This window comes from Microterricola gilva, from assembly GCF_004217495.1.
In the GTDB taxonomy this organism is placed as follows: domain Bacteria; phylum Actinomycetota; class Actinomycetes; order Actinomycetales; family Microbacteriaceae; genus Microterricola; species Microterricola gilva.
In genome coordinates this window covers 2,959,732-2,985,091 of record NZ_SHLC01000001.1, presented here as the reverse complement: position 1 = coordinate 2,985,091, position 25,360 = coordinate 2,959,732, and the positions used below count along the sequence as shown (strand labels likewise).

Annotated in this window: 28 protein-coding genes; 18 read left to right on the top strand and 10 right to left on the bottom strand. The window is 67.0% G+C overall.

The window, feature by feature from the left end; genetic code table 11:
- Positions 1–349: 349 nt before the first annotated feature.
- Positions 350–1,339 carry a hypothetical protein gene (locus EV379_RS13855; RefSeq protein WP_130506655.1) on the bottom strand — a complete coding sequence of 330 codons (990 nt, stop codon included), beginning with the start codon at positions 1,337–1,339 and terminating at the stop codon, positions 350–352.
- A gap of 32 nt (positions 1,340–1,371) precedes the next feature.
- The gene (locus tag EV379_RS13850) at positions 1,372–1,845 is read right to left on the bottom strand and encodes an RNA polymerase sigma factor (RefSeq protein WP_165397373.1); all 474 of its coding nucleotides are present in this window, start codon (positions 1,843–1,845) and stop codon (positions 1,372–1,374) included.
- Between the two features lie 299 nt (positions 1,846–2,144).
- Between EV379_RS13850 and EV379_RS13845 the strand changes: the two genes are divergently transcribed.
- A complete protein-coding gene (locus EV379_RS13845; RefSeq protein WP_130506653.1) occupies positions 2,145–2,870 on the top strand; it encodes a hypothetical protein in 726 nt (241 codons plus the stop codon).
- Between the two features lie 644 nt (positions 2,871–3,514).
- Here EV379_RS13845 and EV379_RS13840 read toward each other — a convergent pair.
- Together EV379_RS13840 and EV379_RS13835 are read right to left on the bottom strand one after the other, a co-directional pair.
- Positions 3,515–3,907 carry a hypothetical protein gene (locus tag EV379_RS13840; protein WP_130506652.1) on the bottom strand — a complete coding sequence of 131 codons (393 nt, stop codon included), beginning with the start codon at positions 3,905–3,907 and terminating at the stop codon, positions 3,515–3,517.
- Between the two features lie 38 nt (positions 3,908–3,945).
- Entirely contained in the window at positions 3,946–4,251 is a 306-nt protein-coding gene (locus tag EV379_RS13835; protein ID WP_130506651.1) for an NIPSNAP family protein, read from the bottom strand.
- A gap of 30 nt (positions 4,252–4,281) precedes the next feature.
- Between EV379_RS13835 and EV379_RS17525 the strand changes: the two genes are divergently transcribed.
- The 4 genes from EV379_RS17525 to EV379_RS13820 all read left to right on the top strand — a co-directional run bounded on the left by EV379_RS17525 (position 4,282) and on the right by EV379_RS13820 (position 8,598).
- Positions 4,282–4,404 (top strand): hypothetical protein, encoded by a 123-nt coding sequence (locus EV379_RS17525; RefSeq protein ID WP_278044038.1) that lies wholly within the window; start codon positions 4,282–4,284, stop codon positions 4,402–4,404.
- A 270-nt stretch (positions 4,405–4,674) separates the two neighbouring features.
- Positions 4,675–5,286: a hypothetical protein gene (locus EV379_RS13830; RefSeq protein ID WP_130506650.1), complete on the top strand. Its 612-nt coding sequence runs from the start codon at positions 4,675–4,677 to the stop codon at positions 5,284–5,286.
- Between the two features lie 376 nt (positions 5,287–5,662).
- A complete protein-coding gene (locus EV379_RS13825) occupies positions 5,663–7,930 on the top strand; it encodes a helix-turn-helix transcriptional regulator (protein WP_165397372.1) in 2,268 nt (755 codons plus the stop codon).
- A gap of 434 nt (positions 7,931–8,364) precedes the next feature.
- Positions 8,365–8,598 (top strand): hypothetical protein, encoded by a 234-nt coding sequence (locus tag EV379_RS13820; RefSeq protein ID WP_130506648.1) that lies wholly within the window; start codon positions 8,365–8,367, stop codon positions 8,596–8,598.
- A 61-nt stretch (positions 8,599–8,659) separates the two neighbouring features.
- On the opposite strand, the gene EV379_RS13815 is transcribed toward EV379_RS13820, so the two are convergent.
- Positions 8,660–9,526, bottom strand: coding sequence for an SDR family oxidoreductase (locus tag EV379_RS13815; protein WP_130506647.1), 867 nt, complete (start codon positions 9,524–9,526; stop codon positions 8,660–8,662).
- A 65-nt stretch (positions 9,527–9,591) separates the two neighbouring features.
- On the opposite strand from EV379_RS13815, the gene EV379_RS13810 reads away from it, so the two are divergent.
- Positions 9,592–9,927, top strand: a complete 336-nt coding sequence (locus tag EV379_RS13810; protein WP_130506646.1) for a winged helix-turn-helix transcriptional regulator — start codon at positions 9,592–9,594, stop codon at positions 9,925–9,927.
- A gap of 23 nt (positions 9,928–9,950) precedes the next feature.
- On the opposite strand, the gene EV379_RS13805 is transcribed toward EV379_RS13810, so the two are convergent.
- Both EV379_RS13805 and EV379_RS13800 read right to left on the bottom strand, forming a co-directional pair.
- Positions 9,951–10,367, bottom strand: a complete 417-nt coding sequence (locus EV379_RS13805; RefSeq protein ID WP_207226257.1) for a GNAT family N-acetyltransferase — start codon at positions 10,365–10,367, stop codon at positions 9,951–9,953.
- Positions 10,368–10,533: 166 nt separating this feature from the next.
- Positions 10,534–10,914, bottom strand: coding sequence for a DUF4406 domain-containing protein (locus tag EV379_RS13800; RefSeq protein WP_130506645.1), 381 nt, complete (start codon positions 10,912–10,914; stop codon positions 10,534–10,536).
- 48 nt (positions 10,915–10,962) lie between these two features.
- On the opposite strand from EV379_RS13800, the gene EV379_RS13795 reads away from it, so the two are divergent.
- Positions 10,963–11,727, top strand: coding sequence for a DeoR/GlpR family DNA-binding transcription regulator (locus tag EV379_RS13795; protein WP_130506644.1), 765 nt, complete (start codon positions 10,963–10,965; stop codon positions 11,725–11,727).
- On the opposite strand, the gene EV379_RS13790 is transcribed toward EV379_RS13795, so the two are convergent.
- Positions 11,724–12,362 carry a TetR/AcrR family transcriptional regulator gene (locus tag EV379_RS13790; protein ID WP_130506643.1) on the bottom strand — a complete coding sequence of 213 codons (639 nt, stop codon included), beginning with the start codon at positions 12,360–12,362 and terminating at the stop codon, positions 11,724–11,726. The two genes, EV379_RS13795 and EV379_RS13790, sit on opposite strands and share 4 nt — an antisense overlap.
- A 54-nt stretch (positions 12,363–12,416) precedes the next feature.
- On the opposite strand from EV379_RS13790, the gene EV379_RS13785 reads away from it, so the two are divergent.
- The 4 genes from EV379_RS13785 (at position 12,417) to EV379_RS13770 (ending at position 15,642) form a co-directional block, all read left to right on the top strand.
- Positions 12,417–13,811, top strand: a complete 1,395-nt coding sequence (locus EV379_RS13785) for an amidase (RefSeq protein ID WP_130506642.1) — start codon at positions 12,417–12,419, stop codon at positions 13,809–13,811.
- A 41-nt stretch (positions 13,812–13,852) separates the two neighbouring features.
- Positions 13,853–14,164, top strand: a complete 312-nt coding sequence (locus tag EV379_RS13780) for a hypothetical protein (RefSeq protein ID WP_130506641.1) — start codon at positions 13,853–13,855, stop codon at positions 14,162–14,164.
- Between the two features lie 66 nt (positions 14,165–14,230).
- Positions 14,231–15,031: an alpha/beta fold hydrolase gene (locus EV379_RS13775; protein ID WP_130506640.1), complete on the top strand. Its 801-nt coding sequence runs from the start codon at positions 14,231–14,233 to the stop codon at positions 15,029–15,031.
- 113 nt (positions 15,032–15,144) lie between these two features.
- Complete coding sequence (locus tag EV379_RS13770) at positions 15,145–15,642, top strand: bifunctional nuclease family protein (protein ID WP_130506639.1); 498 nt, start codon at positions 15,145–15,147, stop codon at positions 15,640–15,642.
- 25 nt (positions 15,643–15,667) lie between these two features.
- Here the strand turns inward: EV379_RS13770 and EV379_RS13765 are convergent, their stop codons facing one another.
- On the bottom strand, positions 15,668–16,351 hold the full coding sequence (locus EV379_RS13765) for a YdeI/OmpD-associated family protein (protein WP_130506638.1): 684 nt from the start codon (positions 16,349–16,351) through the stop codon (positions 15,668–15,670).
- Between the two features lie 250 nt (positions 16,352–16,601).
- Between EV379_RS13765 and EV379_RS13760 the strand changes: the two genes are divergently transcribed.
- The 3 genes from EV379_RS13760 to EV379_RS13750 all read left to right on the top strand — a co-directional run bounded on the left by EV379_RS13760 (position 16,602) and on the right by EV379_RS13750 (position 20,038).
- Positions 16,602–17,243: a ScbR family autoregulator-binding transcription factor gene (locus tag EV379_RS13760; RefSeq protein WP_130506637.1), complete on the top strand. Its 642-nt coding sequence runs from the start codon at positions 16,602–16,604 to the stop codon at positions 17,241–17,243.
- A gap of 72 nt (positions 17,244–17,315) precedes the next feature.
- Entirely contained in the window at positions 17,316–18,710 is a 1,395-nt protein-coding gene (locus tag EV379_RS13755) for an FAD-binding oxidoreductase (protein WP_130506636.1), read from the top strand.
- Positions 18,707–20,038, top strand: coding sequence for a class I SAM-dependent methyltransferase (locus tag EV379_RS13750; RefSeq protein WP_130506635.1), 1,332 nt, complete (start codon positions 18,707–18,709; stop codon positions 20,036–20,038). Before EV379_RS13755 ends, EV379_RS13750 begins: the two co-directional genes overlap by 4 nt.
- Here EV379_RS13750 and EV379_RS13745 read toward each other — a convergent pair.
- Positions 20,035–22,470 carry an ATP-dependent DNA ligase gene (locus tag EV379_RS13745; protein WP_130506634.1) on the bottom strand — a complete coding sequence of 812 codons (2,436 nt, stop codon included), beginning with the start codon at positions 22,468–22,470 and terminating at the stop codon, positions 20,035–20,037. The genes EV379_RS13750 and EV379_RS13745 overlap by 4 nt on opposite strands.
- Before the next feature lie 53 nt (positions 22,471–22,523).
- On the opposite strand from EV379_RS13745, the gene ku reads away from it, so the two are divergent.
- The 4 genes from ku (at position 22,524) to EV379_RS13725 (ending at position 25,360) form a co-directional block, all read left to right on the top strand.
- Entirely contained in the window at positions 22,524–23,381 is an 858-nt protein-coding gene (ku, locus tag EV379_RS13740; protein WP_130506633.1) for a non-homologous end joining protein Ku, read from the top strand.
- A gap of 176 nt (positions 23,382–23,557) precedes the next feature.
- On the top strand, positions 23,558–23,866 hold the full coding sequence (locus tag EV379_RS13735) for a DUF7882 family protein (protein WP_130506632.1): 309 nt from the start codon (positions 23,558–23,560) through the stop codon (positions 23,864–23,866).
- Between the two features lie 76 nt (positions 23,867–23,942).
- Complete coding sequence (locus EV379_RS13730) at positions 23,943–24,647, top strand: GAF and ANTAR domain-containing protein (RefSeq protein ID WP_130506631.1); 705 nt, start codon at positions 23,943–23,945, stop codon at positions 24,645–24,647.
- Positions 24,644–25,360 carry a GAF and ANTAR domain-containing protein gene (locus EV379_RS13725; RefSeq protein WP_130506630.1) on the top strand — a complete coding sequence of 239 codons (717 nt, stop codon included), beginning with the start codon at positions 24,644–24,646 and terminating at the stop codon, positions 25,358–25,360. The genes EV379_RS13730 and EV379_RS13725 overlap by 4 nt, the downstream gene beginning before the upstream one ends.

Below are 25,360 nucleotides of genomic sequence, written 5' to 3'. Positions count from 1 at the left end.
GCGGATACGCTGTGGATTCCAGTGCAAGTAGAGATTGTTAGCTTGTTCCCGGTGTAGCCGCCCAGGCTGTAAAGGCAAAACGAGCCAGCTGCACATCCGCCGACCGCGGCGAGCGTGGCAGCCCTTGAGGCGGCTTCAGGAGCGACAGTTAGAACGACCTCTCCTCGGTCCCAGCTCACTTCATTCCAAGAGCTCTGAACGCCGCCGGGTTCTTCGTGCAAGACAGCGTCGATGCGTGCTTGCATGTCCGCCCCTTCGTCAGCTGATGCCGCGTGGCCCGGCGCGATGCAGGTCAGTACGACGATCGCAGTCACGATTGCGGCAAGGGGAGACTTCTTCACTGAGATTCCTACTTCCAAAGGTAGTAATTGACGACGGACGGAGAGTGGATGTCGGTGCGATCGTTGCCTGTGTACACAGTCTCGGTCGCGAGGATTTTGCCGGTGTCCGGGGAGACAATCAAGTGCTCCTCATAACCAGCCCGGTCAGTATCGTTCGCCGTGAATAGCAAGGCGTTCCGCCCAAGGCGGTCGACGACCGGTCCCACGACATGCAAGTCTGAGAGCTCCGCGAGGTACGTCAGGAGAGCGACTTGTTGCGTGCCGTTCAATTGCTGCTCCATCAGGACGGAATTCAAGGCTTGGATCACTGCACCCGCGCTTGGTGAATCTCCACCGCTAAGGGTAGAGAGGTATGGGCCAACTACTTCCGCGTTGTCGGGGAAGCGCGTCGGGAACAGGAACTGATACTCCCCGGGCGCCCAGCTCTCCTCCCAACTGAGATCGCCTTCTGCGGGCAGAGCATGGCCGCTGACCGGCGTCCCGTCACCATCAACGGGCTGCGCGAATGTAACGGTTGTGCGAAAAGAGCCATCGGCACCGCGCGTGAATTCGTAGTTCTCGGGAGTGATGCTGCTCGAGATGGCGACCCCGTCGTCGTTGGTTGCGAGCGTCCAAGCCTGCACGCTGATTGCGTACGGCGCTTCAGCCAGTTGGGCGGACCCGACGAGTTCCTGGGCCATCTGTGTCAGCAGCTCCCGTGCAGTGTCGGCGGTTTCGGTCGGCTGAAGCATCCGCGGCGTGGCCGCGTAAGTCGGCTGCGGGCTCAGAATTGACGTCGTGGCAACCGTCCCGAGAGCCGCGACCACCGCCACGGCTAACGCAATGCCAACCACACGGAGGAAGCGTGAAGGCCTCAAACGGAGGCGGCTCCGTGACACGCTGGATTGATCGCCAGGCAGGAGATCAGCCAGCTCGCGCTTGGCTCGATCGGAGAGCGGGAGGCTGCGGTGACCGCTAATCGGGCGCGCGTTGCGAACGAGTCGTTCAAGCTCGTCCATGTGCTGCCTCCTCCGCCGTCAACTCGGACAGATCAGCCTGCTCGATCAGCAACTTGAGCTTTTTTGCGCGCTCGCATGAGCCGGACCCGAACAGTCACAGGCGAGCACCCGAGTATTGCCGCGATCTCCTGGCCCGTAAGGTCCTCCCAATACGCCATGTAGATGAGCTCTCGCTCCTGGAGTGGGAGAAGCTGTAGCAGGCGCCTCATCTCTAATGCGCTATCCGGGCTCTCCGCGAAGGAATTCAGCATCTGATCGCCGAATCTCTGGGAGAACTGATCAGCGCGAGTTGTGCGGCGGTACTCGTTGCCGACAACGTTCCGCAGCACTTGATAGAGCCAAGGAAGATTGAGTTCGTTACCGTCGCTGTGGTATTTCCACGCGATACGGAAGACCTCTGCAGTCAGGTCTTCGGCATCAGAGAAGCTAGGGAGCCGTTGCTGAGCGACCGTCAAGATGAGTCGATAGTACTGCTTGTAAAACGACGAAAACGTCTCAACGGCCAACTCAACCCCCCAACGGCTCCCTGTCATATCTATTTCCGATCAGCCCCATTGTGTTTCATGAATCTCAAGTGCCATGTTTCGTTCGAATGCGGTTGCTGTCGATTGGCGGTTCAAGGCCCACGGGGCGGCGGGATTCTCCTGGCCTTTCTTTGCAGGACGCCGGCGCCGACTCTCGCGGCGGACGTAACACCTGCGGCGCCACGGGAAACAACTAGTGTGAGCCGCCAAATGGCGGACACGAGTCGAGTGAGTCGCCCTCAAACGCTGCAGCGCTGCAGTTCATGGAAGGCGAACATCGAGTGAACGAGAAGGAATCTGAACTCATGAAGTTGAAGACGAACCGATCGCTACTCATGGCATCCGCCCTGACTATGGTCCTTGTGCCGGCTTTGACCGCGGTCGCTCCGGCGCAGGCCGCGCCTGCACCGACGGAGCCAAGCGTCGAATCCATCGCGCTTGAGGTCTACGAAACCCTCGACGCTGCGCCGGACCCGCAGTTGGCGTTCGCGGAGCTCTCTGCTGGCGAGAGGACAGCGTTCGAGGCGTACTTCCTGCCGGTCTCGACTGAGGTGACGGTCGTCCTCACTCCTCTCGACGCGGCGAGCGAACGTGCGAGTCGTTCCGGTGCCGTAGCGTCCACGTATTCCTCGGCTGAGGATGCTTCCGCTGCGGTGGCGGCCGTTAGCGGTTGTTGGGGCACCTACTCCGAAGCCACTCAGTCCGGGTCCCTGGGCAACGCGATTTGGGACACTTTCAACGAGGGCACTTGGTGCGCCAATGGCACGACAGTGACATCTGCCACTTTCAGCCGGTCCTGGTCGTCAATTGCTGCAGTTGGATGGCGCGACGACGGGCAGATCGGCAAAGGTGCGGGAGTTGTGAGCAACAAGGCCAGGATCTGGTCTCAGCGAAAGATGGTACTCGGGTCCGGCGGCTGGGACATCCAGACGATTCAGCCGTGCAACCGCTTCTCAGGGTCGTCTTCGGGCGGGGCCACTTCCGACAACGTCTGCTCGACACTTTGAGTTCGAAAACATGACGACAAGCAGTTCTGCTCGTGGGTCTCGCACCGACGCATACCGCGTTGTAATGCGCGTGTTGATCGTCGTGCAGGGGGCAGTGACGCTCCTGGCGTGCTTGTTCCTCTTCCCGCTCGGGGCAGCGATGGTGCTCACGAACGGAGTTCTGGCGGTCGCTACTCGGGGTGCTGACAGGCGACTCTTCGCAGGGATTGCGATCGCGGGGGCGCTGCTTTGCATCGTCCTCGCGCTCGTCCTCTCGGCTGTTTCAACCTCGAGCAACTTAGGACCGGTAGTGCGGCTCGAGGACTGACATCGATCGGCTAGGCAAGAGCAGAGGCCTCCGGGGAATTCAACGAGTCTGGTTCCTCGGAGGCTTCATTCCTGCCCACAGAAGCCCACGCCGAGGAGATGCCGACCGCGGCCTGCTCCTCGTTGGCCTGCGCAGCCGGCTCCAGGAGGGCTGGGTCTGGTTCATCAGCTGGGCCGAGTTCGCGCTCATGCACCTCACGAACGCTCTCGTCATCCGCGGCGCCGATGGCGCACCGCGAACTGATCCCAGCGCGCTCGGAACGAGGTTCGACCCCAGAACATGAAGGGCGGATGCCGCGGCATCCGCCCTTCATCGTTCGAGCGCGCTGGTCGATGAGCTACGGTCTCGACGACCGCGTGAACCAGGACCAGAGGATCCCCATTGTCGAGACGATGAAGATCGCGAACAGACTCTGGGCCACGACGCCAAAGACCGACAAACCGCCGACGAGGGCAAACACCGTCCAGTTGACGGCGACATCCGCCAAGATGACCGTCACCCCGAGAACAATGCCGGCGCACAACCGCAGCAGCAGGAGGACGACGACGGTTGGGTCGAGCACGGTCAGCGCTGTCCACAACAAGCGAACCCCCAGAGGGAAACCTTCATAGGCTCCCGTGCCACCGACGACGAGATCCGCGATGTGCGTGCACGTGCCGACCATGAATCCGACGATCCATACTCCTCGCACGATCCGGAGCGTTCGCACGGAGGGGCCGGTCGTCGTCACCGCGCCATCCTATTGGCCCGGCCGCGTTGGCCGCGGTTCTACTCGAAGACGGGAGAGAGGAAGCGCCTTTCGTAACGGCGGATGCACTGCGTCGTCTTCGCGAAATCGAACGCGGCGATGCACTCCGGGTCAGAGGCGGCCGCAATGCGGTACTGCTCGTAGCTGGCAAAGGAGTCGAAACTGAACAGCGCAAACGCTTCGTCGCTGTCGCCCTCGCTGGGGAGGAAGTAGCCGTGGTGGGTGCCGCCGAGCTTCGTGACCAGCCGGATCCACTCCTGGCCGTAAGTGCGGAAGTCGTCGAGTTTGTCGGCATCGATCTCGTAGCGGAGGTGGATGGTGATCATGGGCTTCCGTCTCTCTGAAATGTGCTGTGTGTGTTCATTGTCGCGCAGGGGGTGTCGTGTTCCATCAAGCGCATCGCCTCCTGGCGGCCGAAGTACATCATCGTCTTCCTCGGTGGCCAGGCCAGGCCTGGCGTGGCGGTGGGATCACGGTGATCCCTCGGAAGAGCGTCATGCTCCACACGCAATGCTCGCCCGCGTGCACGCAATCGTGGCGAGCCGCGCACGCAATGCCGAAGGTGTCCGCCGAATAGCGCTGCGGCGCTTCATACGGTCGGAGCATGAGCAAGAAAGTCAGCACCGTCTCTCACCCCGATCGCAGAGCTGACGCGGGATCCCGGCACCACAGCGAGGTGTTCCGTTCGGCCCGCACTGCGGCAGAGATCCACGTCAGTTGCCAGTGTGCGATTGGCAGCAATCACAGCTATGTGGGCCGGCGTGCGCGGGCCTGAGAGCTCCCCGGCCGTCGTGTCGGTCGTCAGAGCGCTGACCGAGGTGATCGCCCGTCGCACGTCGATCACTGAGTTCGCCAGGTGCCAGGGGATTGACGACGCTGAAGCGGGACGGCTCGAGGCCGCAATCGTGAACGCGGTGATGGTGCGCCGGATGACCGGCATCGACGGCATCCGCACCGTCCGGGTTCCCACGCCAGGGCTTGACGTCTTCGTGTGCCACGCTCTCGACGAAATCGCCGGTGCCACGGCTGTCTCCCTTCACATCACCGTGACGAATGAGCTGCCGGTTCCGCTGATCGGAGTGAGCCTGGCGTGTTCGGCTCTCGGCAATTCGGCGATGTCCGCACTCGAGCTGGATGGGGCGCCCGAAGCTGTGCCCGCGGTGACTGGCCAACTGGGACCGGGCGAATCGATCGAGTATCGCGCTCGATACACCGCGACGGCAGGCGACTTCCTCGACGATGCCGTCCTCATCGCTTCGTTCGTCGCTCAGGCTGTGAGTGCCTCGGGGGAACGGGCAATGGGGCAGGGTGACGCCTGGATTGCGCTGGACGATTACGCCGGCGCCCTCGCGCGCGCGTGAGCCGGGGTCTCCCGACCCGACGATGCCCAACCATTACACTCTGGCTAGGAGCATTCCGTTGAGGAAGAGGGCGCGCGCGATGATCGGCAGAGACCAAGATCTCACCATGGCGGTAAGCCTTGTGAACTCCGGCGCCAGCGTTGACATCGTCGGAAGCCGCGGAAGCGGTCGGAGTGCCTTTCTGTCGGCCCTGAAGACCCGCCTTGAACTTGATGAGTGGCAGGTGATCGCGGTGCGTGGTGTCGCCTCGTTGCGCCAGCATCCGCTTGCCGCGATGCACCTGGCCGGGGTAGGGGCGCCCAATGAGCCACGGGCGGGTGGTGCCATCCAATCAGCCGCGGAGGCGCTCAGAGAGCAAACCAGATTCGCGAAATCCGTGCTCTTCCTCGACGACTGGGACGACCTCGATGAGTCGTCATGGGGCGTTGCGGAGGCGGTGCGTCGCGCCACGGGTCTTCCCATCGTTCTCTCTCGCCTGCAAGGACTGCGTGCCCGGCACACGCCGAGCGGCCTGCACGCCTCAACGCTCGAGCCGACGTTCGTCATCGAGATGGTTCCGATTCGCTTCGAGGAACTCGAACAGGTGATCAGCGGCCACCTCGCCGGTCAGATTGAGAAGAGCACGATCAGCAGGCTCTACGCGAAATCGGGCGGCATCGTCGGTCTCGCGTTGAGCCTTGTCGATGCGGGAGTCCGCGAGGGGCGATTGCGCGAGAGCGACGGAGTCTGGGTCGCGACGCGCGACATGTGGAGCCCGGGCCTTCGCGGTGTTGTGGAAGCCCACCTCGAGAATCTCGGCAGTGACGCCCGCGACGCGCTCGAGATCATCGCCCTCGTCGGCGTCGCCGATATCGAGACCGTGCGCAAGCTCGTGAGCTGGGACACGCTTGAACTGCTCGAAGAGCGAGCGATGGTCAAGCTCGTTCCATCAGGCAACCGGCACCTTGTCACCGTCGTGCCACCGCTGTTGGTGGAGTTTTTCCGTCACGAGCCCGTCGCTGCCCGGCGGATCCGCCTGACTGAGCTCATCTTGGAGCGCCTCGGAGCGGCCGAATCGATGGGGGTTCTCCTCGCGAGCGCGGCCCCGGATGACGAGAACGTGGGCGAGAGCGATGCACTCTTTGTGCGCCTGCTGCAGGAGCGCGCACGCACGCGCCGCATCGTCACGAAGGCTGAGTGGGAGCAGTCACCGACCCCGTCAACGGCAACCACCTACATCCGGGCGCTGATGCACGCGCCGGAGGCCCGCGGCCTGATCGCCGAGGTTTTCGAGTCGACGGACTCCTCGCTCGGGGACGAGGCAAGCCGCGTCGAGTATCTGATCCTCCGAGCGCAATGGGGGGCGTTCGTCGACGGCACGCTCGACGCCGCCCTCAGCAGCCTCGCCTCCGCGACGCGCGACCTCGGCGTGCATCGTCGGGCTGCGGACGCTGCCAGCGTGATCGTCGAGACTTCGCTTCGTGCTGTTCCGAGCGATTTCGCCGATCGGCTGGAGATCACCGATGATCTCCCCGAGGCAGTGCGGGTGCGGTTGCTGGAAGCGCAGATGTTCGTGCTCATCACGCTTGGGCGATTCGGTGACGCGAGTCGAGTGTTCCTCTCGATCGGCGAGAAAGAGAAGAACGCGGTTGGCTTCGCGCCCAACGTGCTCTACGGGCTAGTGCTGCTCGGCCTCGGTGACCATGCCGGCGCGGTCTCCTGGTCGCTGCGCGGGGTCGACGAGGCCCACGGGTTCCTCGACGTCGACGCCGTGCGCGCACACGGGGCGGTCGCCGCGCTCTGCCTCACGATTGAAGGTGACTATGCCGGCACCGAATCGATCTTGAACACGATGTTCGCCGCCGGGGATGCGCCGCCGCACCTGCAGGGCAGCCAACTCACGCTCCTGAACATCGCATCGCTCGTGGCGATACGACGCGGCAATATGGCGTTGGGCGAGAAGTATGCCAGAGACCTCGCGGAGCTGCCCATTGCGGATGGACCGCTGCCCGGCCAAGCGCGAGCGTGGTCGATTGCTCAAGACGTCGCGTTCAACGGTGACCTCGCAGCGGCGGCACGGATCTTGTGGGATTCTGCGGAGGAGCTCTGGGAGCGCGGGGCGCGCTTCGCGGCGGTGCTTGCGTACATGACCAACGTGGAGATGCTTCCGGATGCGGAACGGCTGGCGACCACTCGGGAGCGGGCCGCGCTGATCGACGACGCGTACATCAAGCCGCACCTGGATTTCCTCACCGCCAGGTTTGAGAACGACCCAGCCGGCCTCATCGCCAACGTGCCGGCGCTCCTGGAGACTGGTCGGCCGGGTCTTGCCTTGATCTCACTGCGGCGGGCAGCCGAGCTTTACCAGGAGTCGGGCGAGTACGACCGCTCGGTGGCCACTGAAGCGGAGCACGACCAGGTGCTCAAGGAACTCGGAGACCGCGGTATCGACACGACGCGATTCCAGGCCACGGCGATCAACCTCACCGATCGTGAACTCGAGATCGCGCGGTACGTCGGGCAGGGCCTGACCAACCCGGAGATCGCAACCAGACTCGTGCTCAGCGTGCGCACGGTCGAGAGTCACATGCATCGCATCATGCGCAAGACCAACGTCGCAAACAGACGAGAACTCATTCGGAACCTCGAGTCCTTCGCGCGCTAGCTCCGCCATCTCTGCCGGGCGAGCACGTGACCTCGTGCCGCGCCGTTCTGGGACACGCAAAGCCGCTGAGCGATCCACACCGAAGCGCAAGTGCTCGCACTGAGATCGGCAGTTGGCGCACTGAGATGTGCCGTATCCACGGCTTCGAGCTCGGCATCCGCGGTTCCATAGAGGCACGGAGAACCCGCCGTCACAGATCGGGTCTGTGGCACGGCCCCTCCGTATGTGCGCATTGTGGTGGCCCCCCGGCGGTGTAGGGATCGGCTGCGGGGCCGCCAGATGCGCGCGGTTGTGACCGCAGACGCGGAACGCCGTTTCCAGACGCCGCTCGTGATTGCTGGCTCGCTCGTGGACCCGCCCTGTGAGGCACCGAGCTCGTGTTCCCACGCGCTGCCGGCACGGCGACATCGCTGCCGCTGATACAGAATGGAGGCATGACTTCTCGCACCCCACGCCGCTGGGTCGTGCTCGTGCTCGGGATCCTCGCGGCTTGGCTGCTCGGCGCGGTCGTCGTGCGACTGGGGCTCGACTGGGCTGACACGTACCCGTACAGCCCGGCATCCGAGATCCGCTATCTCGTGATTGCCGGGGTTGCCCTCACGATTGCCTTCGGTGGTTCGATTGCGAGCGTGCTGTGGGTTCGGCGGGGACGGAAGACGCGCCGCTGAGTGGCGAGAAAGCGCAAGTGCCCCGGGGAGCTGATCCCCGGGGCACTCGCTTTCGCGCGAGCTACGCGGCGCTGACCTCGGCGAGCCATGCCGAGACCGAGCGCGGCTGCAGCTCGAGGAGCTGCTGGGCGCTGTTGGCGGCGTCGATCGTGTTGCCATCCTGAGCGCCGAGTGCCTCGTAGAGGCCGACGACCGGCGCCGAGGCATCCGCACCGAACAGCGGCGTGATGAGCACGCCGAACTCGGCGGGGGAGAGTGCCTCGAAGCGGACGTCGCGGCCCATGTGGGCGGCGAAGCCGGCGGCGAGATCGGCGCCGGTGAGCGCAGGGTGGTGGCCGACGGCGACGGTGCCCTCGAGGGCGGGGCCGGTGAGCAGGCGCACGACGGTGGCCGCGACGTCCAGGTGAGAGCTCCACGAGACGGGGTAGTCGGCGCGCAGCGGGTAGCGCAGCACGCCGTCCTCGGCGGCGGGTCCGGCGACCATGGGCAGCAGCAGGTTCTCGAGGTACAGGCGCGGGGCGACGACCGCGAACGGCACACCTGTGGCCTCGACGCCGCGGATGAGCGTCATGATCGCGCTGTCGTCGGCGGCCTGCAGGGGCGACTCCGGATCGTCGACGATCTGACCGCTGGTGGAGATGACGACGCGAGCGGGGCGCGCCTGACCGATGGCCTCGACGACGGATGCAGCGAAGCCGGCCAGCTGATCGGGGGCACCGAGCGGGAGGTGCACGAACACGCCCTCCGAGCCGCGGTAGGCATCGGCGAGGGACGCGGCGTCAGCGAAGTCGACGGTCACCGCTCCGGCGCCGGTCGGCAGGCCAGCGGGGGTGCGGACCGCGGCGGTCGCCTCCTTGCCGGCGGCAAGGAGGGAGGAGAGAACGGGGGAACCTTGGGCGCCGGTGGCGCCATGCACGATGTAAACCATTCGTCCATTAGTGCATAGGATGCACTGGTTACGTCAACTGCACTAAAGGGAACTCGGAGGAAGTCGTGGAGAAGGATCTCGTGCCGGAATGCGGTGTCGCCCGCTTCCTGACGCTCTTCGACGGAGCCTGGGCAACGCTCATCGTGCGGGAGCTGCTGCACGGCCCGCATCGCTTCACCGAACTCCGCACGGCGCTCCCCGGCATCAGCGCGCACACCCTGACCAGCCGGCTGCGGCGCTTCGAGGAACACGGCATCGTCACGCGAACGGTCTACGCAGAGATCCCGCCGCGGGTGGTCTACGAGTTGACGCCGCTCGGCCACGAGCTGCGCGCGGTGCTGGACGCGATGAACGCCTGGGGCACCGCCGCCCCGGATTCGGCGTTCGTCGATGTTGCGTGAGCTGAGTCGAGCTGAGTCGATGCTCAGTCGAGCCTGCGGGCGAGCACCTGGCCCGGCCAGTCCTGAGGCTGCTTTTCGACCGCGAACGTCTCGGCGCGGGTGTACCCGCACGACTCGTAGAAGGCGATGAGATCGCCCGTGCCGCCCGCGTAGCAATCCACCCGCAGGAGAGTGACGCCGGATGCCGCGGCGCGCTCGTCCGCGAGGGCGAGCAGGCGTCGGCCGGCGCCCTTCGCGCGCGGGTCGCGTGAGCCAATGAGCGAGCGCACGTAGAGCTCCGGTTCGGTCGCCGCGGGCACGTAGCTCGAAGCCTCGCCGAGCACGAGTGCGCCACACACGCCGAGCTCGGCATGCGTCGCCACCCAGCTGTCCGGCGCGGCGCACCACTCCGAGATGCGCTCCACCCACAGGGCTGGCCCGAGAACGGCTCGGTGCCCCACTGGTCGGTGTTTCCGATCTGCACGAACCATGCGATCGCTTCGTCGAACAAGCCAAGGACCGCGGGGGCGTCGTCGGGGACTGCCCGGCGCACGGAGGCAGCGTTCATCACGCCACTCTATTGCCGCCGCTGATCGGCGCGACGAGCAGCCCCTCCGTCGACCGCCGCTACACGGGCTGAGGCTGGAAGCCAGGCACCTCCTCGAGCGAGAAGTAGACGGGGATGCCGCGCCGCTCCGCGATGGCGACATCCTGATCCGCACCGGCCGAGGTGCCTGGCAGGCGCAGCACGGCGTCGCAGTGCTGGAGCAGGCGGTCGGCGGTCGGGTACATGATGTCGGCCGCAACCGGATCGGCCACGCTCGTCCCGCCTGCGCCGCGGAGCACGGGCAGGGCCACCCACTCGCCGATCATCGGGATGTGCCCGGCCTGGAAGATCGGCCACGCCGCCCGTTCGAGCTGCGCCAGGTTGGCGGCCAACAGAGCGGGGTCGTCCCCGGTTCCCGAACGGTAGGGGCCTGCGATAAGAATGAGCAGTGGTGTCGTCATGCTCGCATGGTAACGTGCATAAACGTTAAAAAACAAGGAGAAACGCGAATGCTTGCAGCTGAACGGCACGAGTACCTGCTGGAGAAGCTTCGTTCAGAGGGCAAGGTTGTTGCCAAGGATGTCGCCGCCGAGCTCCGCCTCTCGGAGGACAGCATCCGCCGCGATCTGCGCGAGCTCGCCGCGGCGGGAAAGTGCCAGCGCGTGTACGGCGGGGCCCTGCCGATCTCCGCCGCGATCGCCGACTACGGCACCCGCACGGAGCTGAACGTCGGCGGCAAGCAGTCCGTGGCCCGGGCTGCCGCCGCGCTGATCCGGCCGGGCCAGACCGTCATCCTCGACGGCGGAACCACGACGCTGGAGCTCGTTCGCGAGCTCGATCGCGAGCTGGCACTGACGGTCGTCACGCACAGCCCGACCATCGCCGTCGCCCTCCTCGCGCACCCGAACGTCGAGGTGTTCATGCTCGGAGGCCGGCTCTTCAAGCACTCCGCCGTCACCTGCGGCGCCGCAGCCGTGGAGGCCGCCGCGCAGGTCAACGCCGATCTGTTCTTCGTCGGTGTGACCGGGGTTCACTCCGAGACGGGCTTCACGACGGATGACGCAGACGAGGCCGCGATGAAGCGCGCGCTCGCGCGTCACGCCGCAGACACCTATGTGCTCGCCGATGCCGACAAGATCGGCACGGCGTCCCGCTTCGTCGTGCTCCGTGCCCCCGAGATCGCCGGGTTGATCACCGATGCGCCGCGCAACTCGCAGGCGCTGGAGCTGCTTGCGGCGGGTGGCCTGCCGATCACGTACGCGACGGGCGTCTAGGCAAGCACCTCTCCGCCGTCCGTGCCGCGCACGAGCGTCAGGTCGAGGCCGGCGATCAGGGCATCCAGGCCCCGGTCGAACATCTCGAGGTCGCGGAGCCCGGCGATGCCCGGCGCCGTCGCGGCGTACTCATCCGAGCGGCCCCGCGTGCTGCTGCGGGCCCAGACGATGAGGAAGCCGGTGGCGTAGCCGTCCAGGATTCCGAGAATCTGTCGCGCCTGCTCCGGCGTGAGCCCGGCCTGCTCGAAGCTCGCCACGGTGCGGCTCAGGTGCGGTGCGACGGGGGAGGAGTCGTAGGGTGCGAGCGCGAGCAGTTCGAAGCTGTTCGGCATCTGAACGGCCAGGTCGCGGTAAGCCTCCAGGGTGCGCCGGGTGACCTGCTGCCAGCTCTCGCCGCTCCACTCCGGTGGCGCGAGTTGTTCGATCAGGTGCTCAACGACCGCGTCGATCAGGTCGTCCCTGCTGCGCACGTGGGTGTACAGGCTCATCGGGGCGCACTCGAGTTCGGTGGCCAGGCGTCGCATGCTCAAGGCGTCGAGACCCTCACGCTCGATCAGGGCGATCGCGGCCGTCGTCAGGTCGCGCCTGCTCAGCTTGTTCCGGTTCTTTTGCGAAAGCTCTTGACGTGGCGCCATGATGGCAACAGTATCGTCCGTACAGTGTACGGACAATCGAAAGGCACCATCTCCATGGATCTCTACCGGCTCACGGCCACCGAAGCGTCAGAGCAGTTCCGGCGGCGGGAGCTCTCCCCGGTCGAACTGCTCGAATCGGTGATCGCCCGCACCGCCGCAACCGAGCCGACGATCAACGCGGTCACCGAGCAGTGGATCGACAGCGCCCGCGCCGCAGCCGCCGCCTCCGAGGCGCGATTCGCCGCGGGGGAGCGTGTCGGCGCACTCGAGGGCATCCCGTTGATGCTGAAGGAGGAGCAGCCCATCGCCGGTCACCTGCTCGAAGAGGGAAGCCTGCTCGAGAAAGGAACCATCGCCGAGGAGACGCACCCGATCGTGGAGCGCATCCAGGAGGCCGGCGCGGTCATCCACGGCCGCACCACGACGCCGGAGTATAGCTGCGCACCCGTGACCCACTCGAAGCTGTGGGGGATCACGCGCAACCCCTGGAACCCCGACTTCACGCCCGGCGGCTCCTCGGGCGGCTCGGGCGCGGTCCTCGCGGCAGGGTCCACGCTGCTGGCGACCGGGTCCGACATCGGCGGATCCATCCGCATCCCCGCATCGTTCTGCGGCGTTGTCGGATTCAAGCCGCCGTTCGGCCGCGTGCCTGGCATGGCCCCGTTCAACTCGGACACCTATTGCGCCGACGGCCCGATGGGGCGCAGCGTGGCGGATGTCGCCCTGCTGCAGAACGTGATCTCGGGTCCGTGGGTCGGCGATGCCGCGTCCCTGCGCGAGATCGCGGCGGTCTCCGGCGCGGTCGGCTCGCTGCGCGGCATCCGCGTCGCGCTCTGCATCGATCTCGGCGGCTATGACGTCGATCCCGCGGTCGAGGCGAACACGCGTTTCGTCGCGGCAGCGCTGACCGCCGCCGGCGCGATCGTCGACGAGGTCACGCTGCCGTGGGGACCCCAGCGGGTGTTGACGACGGCCTGGCCGCACTTCGGTGCCGTGATGGGGCCGTTCATCGAGAGCATCGCCGATGGTGTTGCGGAGCGTGTCGCGCAGCTGATGCCGTACACCCGCGCCTTCGCCGCCGAGGCCGCTGCGGCAGGCGACTATGTGAGCGGACTGGTCGCCGAATCCGCCTTCTACCGCCCGTTCGCCGAGCTCATGACCGGGTACGACGTGTTGATTTGCCCGACGATCGCCACCGCCGGACTCGCCGCTGACGAGCCATGCACCGACAGTGAGGCCGTGTTCTCGAAGCTGATGACCTTGCCGTTCAACGTGATCGGGCGGGTGCCCGTGCTGGCCGTTCCCTCTGGCATCGCTCCGAACGGCGTGCCGACCGGCGTGCAGATCGTGGGGCGCAGCTACGACGACACCGCGGTGTTCCGGGTGGGGGCCGCGCTCGAACAGGAGCTCGCGCTGTGGACCGATCCCGCCTGGTGGCCGACGCTGTAGGCGCGAGGCCGCTCCGGCGCTCGCCGGGGGAGAATGAGGGTATGAAGATCGACGTGCTCAGCATCGCTGACTGCCCGAATGGCGACACAGCGCTGGCCAGGGTGCAGGAGGCGATCCAGGCGCTCGGGCTCAGCAAGGTCGAGCTACACAGCCACGTTCTGCGCTCGAGTGCGGACGCCGCCCGCTGGGCGTTCGCCGGCTCGCCGACGATCCTCATCGACGGCAGCGACGCCTTCCCGTCTGACGGGCGCACCGCCGAGCTGGCCTGCCGCGTGTATCCCGGCGAGCTCGCGCTCGAGGGTGCGCCCAGCCGGGAGCAGCTCGTTGCCGCGCTCCGGATGCGGCTTTCCTAGCCCTGCGGTCGCCGTGATGGGCGCGTTTCTCGCCGACTCGGCCATCGGCGCGGGAGAATGGCAGGCATGAGCCCTGCCTTCCCCGCCCTCACCGAGATGCCGAGCCCGCAGTTCGTGATGGCGGCCGACGGACGGCGCATCGCCACCTACCTCTGGGGCGATGACGACGCGCCAACCGTGCTGTGTGTGCACGGCTTCGCCTCGAGCTGCCGCGACAACTGGGTGAACACCGGCTGGGTGCGCGACCTGACCCGGGCCGGTTTCCGGGTGCTCGGTGTCGACCAGCGCGGCCACGGTGCGAGCGACAAGCCGCACGAGGCCGAGGGGTTCAGCATGGACGCCTTCGTCGACGACCTCGTGACCGTGCTCGACACCTACATGCTGGAGAGCGTGCTGTACGTCGGCTACTCGCTCGGCGCGCGCGTCGGCTGGCAGCTCGCCGTCGCGCACCCGGAGATGGTGGAGCGGGCCGTGCTCGGCGGCATCCCGGACGGGCGGCCCCTCGCCCGGCTGCAGATCGATCAGGCCCGTGCCTTCGCCGAGCACGGCACGCCGATCGAGGACCCGGTGACTCAGAACTACGTGACCCTCTCCGAGCGCGTGGATGGCAACGACCTGCATGCCCTCGTCGCGCTCGCCGAGGGCATGCGGCTGGGTGATGCCGACCCGGATGTCACGCACCCCCCGCTGCAGCCGATCCTCTTCGCCACGGGCAGCGACGACGCGATCCTCGCGCAGTCGCGGGCGCTGGCGGCCGCAACCCCGAACGGCTCGTTCGTCGAGCTGCCACGGCGGCACCACTTCAACGCCCCTGGCTCCCGGGTGTTCCGCGAGGCTGCGCTCGAGTTCTTCGGCGTCGGGGTCTGAGCGCGGGCCGGAGCCGGCGGCATCTGCTCGTCATCGAGTGAATCTTTGGGCCGTCAAGCGGTCAGCGGACGTACTATGGCCCTGTCTCGCCCGACGTCTCGACGGGAGTCGCCATGGTCAAGGTTCACGTTCTCGGAGTCGCCCTCGACGCCGAGGGTCAGCACATCATCCTGCTGAAACCGGTGCGCGATGCACCCGGCGCCGGCCGCGTGCTGCCGATCTGGATCGGGGAGCAGGAGGCGACGTCGACGTTGTTCGCCCTCGGCGGTGACACGCCGCCGCGGCCGCTGACGCACGACCTGATGAAGACGCTCGTCGAATCCCTCGGCGCCCACATCGAACGGGTGGACGTGACCCGGATCACCGAGGGAACCTTCTACGCCGAGATTACCCTGGTCACCCCGCGCGGCCCGCTCATCCTCGACGCCAGGCCGTCGGACTCCGTGGCTCTCGCGGTGCGCACCGAGGCGCCGCTCTTCGTCGCCGACGAGGTGCTGGAGGAGGCGGGGATCCCCGCCGAGCTGGTGGAGACCGTCAGTGTCGAAGAGGACGCTCTCGACGAGTTCAAGAAGTTCCTGGATGACGTCGACCCGGAGGATTTTCAGGGCTGAGCGGGGCCATCAGAGTCGAGCGGGGTCAGGGCTGGGCCGGCTCACCGCCGCCAGCAGCGCGGGCGGCATCCGCGGCCCGCTCCGCCCACTTCGGCACCTCGCCGTAACGCTGGAACGGCACGAGCAGCCCGGCCGCGCTGTCGTCGATGAGCTGCGTCAGGCGGCGTTCCCTGGTCGCCTCCTGCTTGGCGGAGAGCACCCAGTGAATGACCTGGCGCCGGTACGTCGCCGTGGCCGCCTCCCAGAAGGCGGATGCCGCCGGGCTCGCGGCCAGCCGGGACGCCGCCTCGGGCGAAAGCTCCTGCCCGGGGTTCTCGTGGGAGTAGATGCCAGAGCGGTCGTCACGCCTGCGCTCGAACGCCGCGATGCCGGCCGGGTACATCAGCCCCTCGGCTGTGAGCTTCTCGACGAGGGCAATGTTGACGCTGGACCAGGTGCTCGTAGTCTTGCGCGGCGTCCAGCGTTGGCGCCTGGCATCGTCGTCGATGCGCTGCGCAACCGAGTCGATCCAGCCGAAGCACAGGGCTTCCGGAACCGCCTGTTCCCAGGTCAGTCCGCGCTCAGGCACGTGCTTCTTGTAGAGCCCCATCCAGAGTTCGGTCGCGGTGGCGTGGTTCGCCACCAGCCAGGCGCGGAACTCCTCCGGGCTGTCGAAGAAGATGGCCGGCCGCTCTGGCGTGCCACCCGGTGTGCCGATGGTCGTGCTCATGGGCCGAGTCTGCCAGACGAGTGCGACATCGCTCAGCAGCGCGCCAAACACGGGCGGATACACGGACGTCTGCTGATTTCTGAATTGTGTCCACGTAACGCTATGCAAAGAACCGTCCGGTTGGTATGTTTACAGCGTAGGCGTCGTTCGCGACGCCTGCAGTGACGGGCAGAATTGGGGGCTGCCCGTCACCACCGGGCTCGCTGGCCCGCTGGATAAGATTGCTCTCGCGGCAGAGGTGGAGAGAGCGATGGCACAGCAGGACCGGGCGGTTCAGACGCGCGAGCGCATCGTCACCGGCGCGGCCACCGCCTTCTACCGCGTCGGCTACGCGGATGCGTCGATCGCGACCATCGCCGAGACGGCTGGCGTGACCAAGGGTGCGCTGTACTTCCACTTCAGCTCGAAGGAAGAGATCGCGCGCGCCGTCATCGACGAGCAGCACCGCCGCGTGTTCGAGTCGGCGGCGGAGATCCTCCAGGCGACAGCCAGCCCGGCCGAGACGATGATGCTCATGTGCGCCGACCTGGCCGAGTGGCTCGTGAGCGATGTCGTCGTGCGGGCCGGCATCCGGTTGACGACGGGTGGGGCCATCTTCGACCCGCCGACGCGGGCGCCATACGACGACTGGCTGGCGACATTCGAAGACCTCGTCGGCCGTGCCGTTGCAGCGGGGGAGCTCCGGCAGGGCACCGACCCGGCTCGGCTCGCCCACTTCATCATCCCGTCGTTCACCGGCGTGCAGCTGCTCTCGGACGTGCTGACCAACATGGACGACCTGAAGGTGCGGGTCGGCGAGCTGTGGGATGTGCTGCTCGCCGCCTTCGCCGAGCCCACCCGACTGGACGAGCTGCTCGCACTCCGATTCCGGATCTTCGGCCCGGCCAGCTGAGTTCGCCAGCGTGGTGAGCTCCTCCGCGCGCCGACCCTCGCGCTGAGCGGGCCAGAGGGATAGCGTGGACGCGTGCCCGCACCCGTGGTCAACGCGCGGAGCGCTCACGCCGCCGGCGTTGAGCGCCTTCTGGCGAGCTATCGGGCGGTGCCGGCAACCGCCCCGGTGCGCCTGGCCAAGCCCACCTCGAACCTGTTCCGCACCCGCAGCAGGGCCGGCGCCCCCGGGCTGGACACCTCGGGGCTCACCGACGTGATCGCGGTCGACGCCGAGGCGCGCACCGCGGATGTCGCCGGCATGTGCACCTACGAAGAGCTCGTGGCCGTGACGCTCCAGTACGGCCTGTCGCCACTGGTTGTGCCGCAGCTGAAGACGATCACCCTCGGCGGCGCGGTCACGGGGCTCGGCATCGAATCCACCTCGTTCCGCAACGGGCTCCCACACGAATCGGTGCTCGAGATGGACATCCTCACCGGCGCGGGCGAGGTCGTCACAGCCTCGCCCACCGAGAACCCCGACCTCTTCCGCGCCTTCCCCAACTCCTACGGGACGCTCGGCTACGCGGTGCGCCTCCGCATCGAGCTCGAGCCCGTCGCCCCGTTCGTCGCACTCCGGCACGTGCGGTTCCACACCCTCGCCGAGCTGCTGCAGGCGATGGCCGGGATCTTCGAGACGGGTGCATTCGACGGCATCGCGGTCGACTACCTCGACGGCGTGGTGTTCAGCGCGGCGGAGAGCTACCTCTGCCTCGGCACTGGGAGCGCGGCATCCGGCCCCGTCAGCGACTACACCGGACAGGGCATCTACTACCGTTCCATCCAGCACGCGCGGGGCGTGACGGAGGACCGGCTGAGCATCGCCGACTACCTGTGGCGCTGGGACACGGACTGGTTCTGGTGTTCGGAAGCGTTCGGCGCGCAGAGCCCAGGCATCCGCCGGCTCTGGCCGCGGCGCTACCGGCGCAGCAGCGTCTACTCGAAGCTGATGCACTACGAACAGCGCTTCCACATCGGTGACCGCATCGAGCGGCTGAACGGCCGGCCGCCGCGGGAGCGCGTCGTACAAGACGTCGAGGTGCCGATCGAACGGTGCGCGGAGTTCCTGGACTGGTTCCTCGCAACGGTTCCGATCACACCCATCTGGCTGTGCCCGCTGCGTCTGCGGGGCGACGAGGCGTGGCCGCTGTACCCGCTGCAGCCCGGGCGGAACTATGTCAACGTCGGCTTCTGGTCGACGGTGCCGATCAGCTCGAGCCCCGGCGCCAGCAACTTCGGGGCGACGAACCGGCTGATCGAGCGCGAGGTCGGCGCGCTCGACGGGCACAAGTCGCTGTACTCCGACTCCTACTACTCGCGGCAGGAGTTCGACGAGCTCTACGGCGGGGAAGCCTACCGGGCGGTGAAGCGGCGCTACGACCCCGACTCCCGCCTCCTCGACCTCTACGCGAAGGCGGTGCAACGACGATGACGACCACCAAAGGCAGGGCATCAGAGAGCCAACGGATGCCGGACCCCGCAGAGTCCGGCGGCAAACTCAGCCTCGCCGCCGTGCTCGAGATCCTCGCCGGCGGCCGGCTCCCGCTGCACTTCACCGCCTACGACGGCAGTTCGGCCGGACCGCCGGACGCGCCGTTCGGGCTGAATCTGAAGACGCCGCGTGGCACGAGCTACCTCGCGACGGGCGGCGGCGACCTCGGCCTGGCCCGCGCGTACATCGCCGGTGACCTCGAGATCCGCGGTGTGCACCCTGGCGACCCGTACGAGCTGCTCAAGACGCTCGCCGACAGCCTCGTCTTCACGCGCCCGCCTGCGCGGACGATGCTGGAGATCGTGCGCTCCATCGGCATCGAGCACCTGCGCCCGATCGCCCCGCCACCCGGAGAGGCACCGCCGCGCTGGCGCCGCGTCGCCGAGGGGATGCGGCACAGCAAGGCCCGTGATGCCGAGGCGATCCACCACCACTACGACGTGTCGAACAGCTTCTACGAGCTCGTGCTCGGCCCGTCGATGACGTACACCTGCGCGTGCTACCCGGACGACGCGGCCGGTCTCGATGCTGCGCAGGAGAACAAGTACCGGCTCGTGTTCGAGAAGCTGCGCCTGCAGCCAGGCGACCGGCTGCTCGACGTCGGCTGCGGCTGGGGCGGCATGGTGCGCTACGCGGCGCGCCGCGGCATCCGCGCCACCGGCGTGACGCTCTCGCGCGAACAGACCGCGTGGGCGCAGCGGGCCATCGCCGAGGAAGGGCTCGGCGATCTGGCCGAGGTGCGGTACGGCGACTACCGCGACATCGTCGAGGGCCGCTTCGACGCGGTCTCGTCGATCGGCCTGCTCGAGCACATCGGCGTGCGCAACTACCCGGCCTACTTCGAGTTCCTGCAGTCGAGGCTGCGGCCGGGCGGGCTGCTGCTCAACCACTGCATCACCCGGCCCGAGAACCGCACAGCGCCGGCCGCCCGCGGGTTCATCGACCGCTACGTGTTCCCCGACGGGGAGCTGACCGGTTCGGGGCGCATCATCACCGACGCGCAGGATGCCGGCCTCGAGGTGTTGCACGAAGAGAATCTGCGTCGGCACTACGCGCTCACCCTGCGCGACTGGTGTGCCAACCTCGTCGAGCACTGGGACGAGGCGGTCGCCGAGGTCGGACTCCCCACCGCGAAGGTGTGGGGCCTCTACATGGCCGGTTCCCGGCTCGGCTTCGAGAACAACGGCATCCAGCTGCACCAGGTGCTCATGGTCAAGCCGGGAGCGCCGGACGACGCGCTGCCGATGCGGCCGTGGTGGACGCCCTAGCGCGGACCTGCTTCGGACTCTGGCGTGACGTCGGACGGTGACTTCTCGGGTCGCCATCCGCGCCAGCTGGGCTGTCGCAGCTGCCCGGTCGAGGTCCATTCGAAGAACTCGACCTCCGCGACCAGCTCTGGCCTGACCCAGTGGGCGTCTCTGGCGACCGTCTCCGGCACGTCGATGAACGGGCTGCTCGCGCTGGCCAGCCCGGCCATGCGTGAGCGGGCGGCGTCCAGGGCCTTCGCGCTGAAGCCGGTGCCGACCCGCCCGACGTAGCGGAGGCCGTCATCCGACGGCACACCGAGCAGCAGGGAGCCGATGCTGTCGCGCCTGGCGCCATTGCCGGGCCGCCAGCCGCCGATGACGACCTCCTGCGTGCGCAGGTGTTTGAACTTGAGCCAGTCGGTTGAGCGCCGCCCGGGTTTGTAGCTGCCGTCGCGCCGTTTCGCCACGACGCCCTCGAGGCCGAGATCCGCGCTGATCTCCAGCGCGGCATCCAGGCCCACAGTGATCGCGGCGGGCAGCACCACCTTCTGCGTCGGCGCGAGCGCCCGTTCGAGTCGGCCGCGGCGCTCGTCGTAGCTGCTGTCGATGAGCGAGACTCCGTCGAGCTCGAGCACGTCGAACACGATGAACTGCACGGGGACGCTCTGCGCCGCGCGTTCCACCTCGCGCTCCCCGGTCAGCCCCATCCGGGCCTGGAGCCGTCCGAAGTCTGGCCGCCCTGTGCTGTCGGGCGCGACGATCTCACCGTCGAGGACGGCGTGCCCCGTGTGCGCCGCCGCGCGCAACAACGCCGAGATCAGCTCCGGGTAGCTCCGACCGAGATCGAGTGCGTTCCGGCTGGAGAGCGTCGCCGTGCCGGCATTGGCGTCGACGACGGCGATGGCGCGGATGCCGTCCCACTTCATCTCGATGGCCCACTCATCTTCGTCGTCGAGCTCCGTGCGCTCCGCGAGCGTCGCCAGCATCGGCGCCAGCTCGCCGCGTTGCCGCATCTCGTTGGCAACCGCGCCGGAGCTCTCGGCGCTCTGCCTGCTCCAGTCGTGGTCGGGCTTCTGTGCCTTCATGCGATGCAGCAGCCAGGACGCCCCTTTGCCGTCGACGGCCGGGGTGGTGCGGATGAGTGCAACCCGGGTCGGAGCGCCCAGGCCGCCGCCCGCTCGTCCGTGCAGGGAGACGATCACCTCGTCCTCTCGCCACTTCTCGAGCTCGTAGTCTCCGGTATCCCAGATCTCCACCGTTCCCGCGCCGTACTCCCCGCGCGGGATCACGCCCTCGAAGTCCGCATACTCGACCGGGTGATCCTCGGTCTGCACCGCGAGTCGATTGTGTTGCGCATCGCTGGGAAGGCCCCGCGGCAGCGCCCAGGACACGAGCACCCCGTCGTGCTCGAGCCGGAAGTCGAGGTGGTGGGCTCGTGCCCGGTGTTCCTGGATCACGAATCGCCGGCCCGGCCCGCCCCGATAGGAATCCGGCATCGGTTCCGGGGTCTTGGAGGCGTCGCGGCGCTCGCGGTAGTGCGCCAGCCGATCGCCGCCGGCCGGGGCGCCGGCCAACGCCGCCATCGGGTCGCCGCGGTCCGTGATGCGCCGGATGGTCTCCCGGTAGTCCAGCTGGCGGAGGTCTTTGGACATCAGTTCGCGCCAGGTGCGGGGTGCGGCGACCATCGGGCGAAGCTTGCCCCGCAAGGAGTACGGGGCGATCGTCGTCTTGGCGGCCCGGTTCTGGCTCCAGTCGATGAACACCTTGCCGGGCCGGAGTGCGCGCGACATCGAGCTCACGATGTCGTTCGGGTGCTCGGCCTCCAGCGCCCTGGCCAGCTCGTGGGCGACCTCGGTGACGTCATCGGAGGACTGGCTCCCGTCGAGCGCGGCGTAGAGGTGGATTCCCTTGCTCCCGCTCGTGACCGGGATCGGGTCGAGCCCCATGTCCCGGAGGATTCCGCGCGCCAGCGCGGCGACCTCCGCGCAGTCGGCGAGGGGAACCCCCTCGCCGGGGTCGAGGTCGAGGACGAAGCGGTCGGGGTTCTGCTTGCGCCCCTGCGCGTCGAACCGCCACTGCGGCACGTGGATCTCGAGTGCGGCGATCTGGCCCAGCCAGGTGAGCGTGGCCACGTCGTTGACGAGCGGGTAGCTGTTCGCGTGGTCGGAGTGTTCGATGACGCCGCGGGCGAGCCACGTCGGCGCGGAATCGCCGAGGTCCTTCTGGAAGAACACAGCGCCGGGTTCCTCGGCGGTGCCGACTCCGTGCACCCAGCGTTTGCGCGTCGCCGGCCGATCCTTCACGTGGGGGAGCATGACGTCGGCCACGGACACGTAGTACTCGATCACGTCTGCTTTGGTCGTCCCGGTCTCCGGGTAGAGAACCTTCTCGAGGTTCGTCAGCGTGATCGTACGCCCACCGACGGAGACAACGGATTGCTGCTTCGATGCCATGCCCTGAGCATGCGTCCCTAGACGCTCGCCCGCAAGGGGTGTGTACTGGAGCCATGAGAGCGATCTGGAAAGGCTCGGTTGCATTCGGATTGGTGAACGTGCCGGTCAAGCTTTACAGCGCGACCGAGGACCACGACATCACGCTCCATCAGGTGCACGACAAGGACGGCGGCCGGATCCGCTACCAACGCAAGTGTGAGGTGTGTGGGCGCATCGTCGAGTACGAGCACATCGATAAGGCGTACGCGGATGACGAGCACACCGTCGTGCTCAGCGACAAGGAACTGCGCGGTCTCCCAGAGGAACGCAGCCGCGAGATCGAGATCGTCGAGTTCGTGCCGAGCGCGCAGCTTGACCCGATCATGCTCGACCGCAGCTACTACCTGGAACCGGACTCAACATCGCCCAAGGCCTACGTGCTGCTGCGACGCACCCTGGAGTCCACGGATCTGACGGCCATCGTGCACTTCGCGCTGCGGCAGAAGACACGCCTCGGCGCACTGCGCGTGCGCGGAAAGGCGCTCATGTTGCAGTCGCTGCTGTGGGACGACGAGGTCCGCGCGCCGGAGTTCCCTGCGCTCGAGACCCGGGTGAACATCGCGAGCAAGGAGCTCGAGATGTCCTCAGCGCTCGTGAGCTCTTTCGCCGCCGACTTCGATCCGTCGCAGTATCACGACGAATACCAGGCCCAGCTGCGCAAGCTCATCGACGAGAAGCTCAAGACCGGGAAGGTCGTCGACACGGCCGTCACCTTCGGCAAGGAGCCGGAGGCGGGCGGCGACGTCATCGACCTGATGGATGCGCTGCGTCGGAGCATCGAGAAGAACAAGTCGGCGACGGGGCGCGGCAAGCAGAAGGCGGCGAAGGCGCCGGCACGCAGCAGCCGCACGAAGGCAGAGAAGGGCGCGTGAGCGCGACTGATGCCGCGCGGTTGCGCAAATGAGCAAGGCTCAGAGAACCGAACGAGCGTAGACTGAGTACAGGTTGTCCAGCCCAGACCCCGCCGGCAATCAGGACACTCGCGAGGCTGCTGTTCGACTTCTCCAATGCCAGGCGGCATGGTGTTGAGCGGAATGGGAAGTGCACAATGGGAGCCATTGTTTACGGAGCAGAGCGCCGGATACACGTCGACGATCGCACCTTGGCCCACGTGAAATCGGTGGTTGTCACCAAGCTGCGGCGGCAGGAATCCTTCACACTCTCGTGCCTGCAGGTGCAGGGCGAACCGGGAAGCCGGATCTCGCTCTGGATCCACCCATCGATCCCCCTCCAGTTCGAGTTCGACACCGCCGACCGCCATGAGCTCAATCGAGAGTGGTTGACGAGTCTCATGGTGAGCGCGAACGCCTCCGGCGACCTCCGGATCGACGACGAACCGATCGTGGCAGTGGCCTGACGCGCGGAGTCGGTGTCCCGGAGTAGTTTGGTCAGTGGACCAGGACGACTGTGGAGCACCGGGGAGGTGACGCGCGATGAGCAGGGACTTCGACGACATCGTCGCCGGGCTTTCGAACTTCGACGGTCACGAAGCGGAGCTGACCGGGCCGATTCTCGAGACGATTCCGGTGACCGGTGTCTCCATCGCGACGCTGGGAGAACTGCTCGGATCTGAGACGGTGTCGGCCAGCGATCTGCAGGTCGCGCGCCTCGACGAGTTGCAGTTCGATCTAAACGAGGGTCCGTGCTGGGATGCACTCGCCGAGATGCGGCCGATGCTGGAACCCGATGTGCGCATGCAGCCTGGTGGCCGGTGGCCGGCGTTCTCCGAAGCCCTGCAGACAGAGAACGTCGGCGCGATCTTCGCGTTCCCCATGACGGTGGGCACGCTGCGGGTCGGCGCCGTCGACCTGTACAACACCGACCCGGGCGAACTGAGCCCGCTCTTCGTGGCTCAGGCGACGGAACTCACTGCGGCGCTGAGTCGCTACGTTCTGCGGCGCGCCCTGCGTCAGGCAGGGTCTCCTGATGCCGAGGGCACGGGCCACGCGCGGCGCACCATCCATCAGGCGACCGGGTTCGTCATCGCCCAACTCGGCGTTTCGGCCGACGACGCGTATCTCCTCCTGCAGGGGCAGGCGTTCGCCGAAGGTCGCAGCATGAGTGAACTGGCCGCTGACATCATCGAGCATCGCTTTCGCTTCGTGGTCGATCAGAACGGGATCGAGGAACTGTCATGACGGTGAACATCACACGTGATGAGGAGCTCTTCGAGATCTTCGTCACGCTCGCCGACACCCTCGTTGACGAGTACGACGTCGTTGAGCTGCTGCAGTCCCTCGTCGACTCCTGCGTCTCGCTGTTCGACGTCGCTGCGGCCGGCCTGCTCCTGGTGGACGACTCCGACGCGCTGGACCTCGTCGCGTCCACGAGCGAGGAGAGCCGGCTGGTCGAGCTGATGCAGCTCAGCGCGGAAGACGGTCCGTGCATCGAGTGTTTCCGTACCAGCACGACGGTGTCGATCTCCGACATCCGCGAGAGTCCGGCCGAGTGGGTGCGCTTCCGGGCGGCCGCGGAGGAACAGGGATTCGGCTCCGTCACCGCATTGCCCATGCGCCTGCGGTCAACCACGATCGGCACACTCAATCTCTTCCGCGCCCCGGTGGGGGAGCTGAACGCCCGCGACATCCGGGCGGCGCAGGCGCTGGCGGATGTTGCAACGATCGGCATCCTGCACGAGCGCACGATCCGTGCGGGCAACGAGACACGCGATCAGCTGCAACACGCGCTCAACTCGCGAACAACGATCGAGCAGGCGAAGGGTGTGATCGCCTTCACCCACACCGTCTCAATGGACGAGGCCTTCGCCCGTTTGCGCGATTACTCGCGGGCGAATCGCATTCCGCTCGCCACTGTCGCGGCGCAACTCGTCGCCCGCGAACTCATCATCTGA

What these genes read in the sequence shown, in the direction of transcription:
- EV379_RS13785 (WP_130506642.1), top strand. Translation starts at nt 12,417, where the DNA reads ATGGATCTCTACCGGCTCACGGCCACCGAAGCGTCAGAGCAGTTCCGG.
- EV379_RS13795 (WP_130506644.1), top strand. Translation starts at nt 10,963, where the DNA reads ATGCTTGCAGCTGAACGGCACGAGTACCTGCTGGAGAAGCTTCGTTCA.
- EV379_RS13820 (WP_130506648.1), top strand. Translation starts at nt 8,365, where the DNA reads ATGACTTCTCGCACCCCACGCCGCTGGGTCGTGCTCGTGCTCGGGATC.
- EV379_RS13730 (WP_130506631.1), top strand. Translation starts at nt 23,943, where the DNA reads ATGAGCAGGGACTTCGACGACATCGTCGCCGGGCTTTCGAACTTCGAC.
- EV379_RS13835 (WP_130506651.1), bottom strand. Translation starts at nt 4,251, where the DNA reads ATGATCACCATCCACCTCCGCTACGAGATCGATGCCGACAAACTCGAC.
- EV379_RS13745 (WP_130506634.1), bottom strand. Translation starts at nt 22,470, where the DNA reads ATGGCATCGAAGCAGCAATCCGTTGTCTCCGTCGGTGGGCGTACGATC.
- ku (WP_130506633.1), top strand. Translation starts at nt 22,524, where the DNA reads ATGAGAGCGATCTGGAAAGGCTCGGTTGCATTCGGATTGGTGAACGTG.
- EV379_RS13760 (WP_130506637.1), top strand. Translation starts at nt 16,602, where the DNA reads ATGGCACAGCAGGACCGGGCGGTTCAGACGCGCGAGCGCATCGTCACC.
- EV379_RS13750 (WP_130506635.1), top strand. Translation starts at nt 18,707, where the DNA reads ATGACGACCACCAAAGGCAGGGCATCAGAGAGCCAACGGATGCCGGAC.
- EV379_RS13770 (WP_130506639.1), top strand. Translation starts at nt 15,145, where the DNA reads ATGGTCAAGGTTCACGTTCTCGGAGTCGCCCTCGACGCCGAGGGTCAG.
- EV379_RS13815 (WP_130506647.1), bottom strand. Translation starts at nt 9,526, where the DNA reads ATGGTTTACATCGTGCATGGCGCCACCGGCGCCCAAGGTTCCCCCGTT.
- EV379_RS13830 (WP_130506650.1), top strand. Translation starts at nt 4,675, where the DNA reads ATGTGGGCCGGCGTGCGCGGGCCTGAGAGCTCCCCGGCCGTCGTGTCG.
- EV379_RS13775 (WP_130506640.1), top strand. Translation starts at nt 14,231, where the DNA reads ATGAGCCCTGCCTTCCCCGCCCTCACCGAGATGCCGAGCCCGCAGTTC.
- EV379_RS13800 (WP_130506645.1), bottom strand. Translation starts at nt 10,914, where the DNA reads ATGACGACACCACTGCTCATTCTTATCGCAGGCCCCTACCGTTCGGGA.
- EV379_RS13765 (WP_130506638.1), bottom strand. Translation starts at nt 16,351, where the DNA reads ATGAGCACGACCATCGGCACACCGGGTGGCACGCCAGAGCGGCCGGCC.
- EV379_RS13790 (WP_130506643.1), bottom strand. Translation starts at nt 12,362, where the DNA reads ATGGCGCCACGTCAAGAGCTTTCGCAAAAGAACCGGAACAAGCTGAGC.
- EV379_RS13780 (WP_130506641.1), top strand. Translation starts at nt 13,853, where the DNA reads ATGAAGATCGACGTGCTCAGCATCGCTGACTGCCCGAATGGCGACACA.
- EV379_RS13735 (WP_130506632.1), top strand. Translation starts at nt 23,558, where the DNA reads ATGGGAGCCATTGTTTACGGAGCAGAGCGCCGGATACACGTCGACGAT.
- EV379_RS13855 (WP_130506655.1), bottom strand. Translation starts at nt 1,339, where the DNA reads ATGGACGAGCTTGAACGACTCGTTCGCAACGCGCGCCCGATTAGCGGT.
- EV379_RS13725 (WP_130506630.1), top strand. Translation starts at nt 24,644, where the DNA reads ATGACGGTGAACATCACACGTGATGAGGAGCTCTTCGAGATCTTCGTC.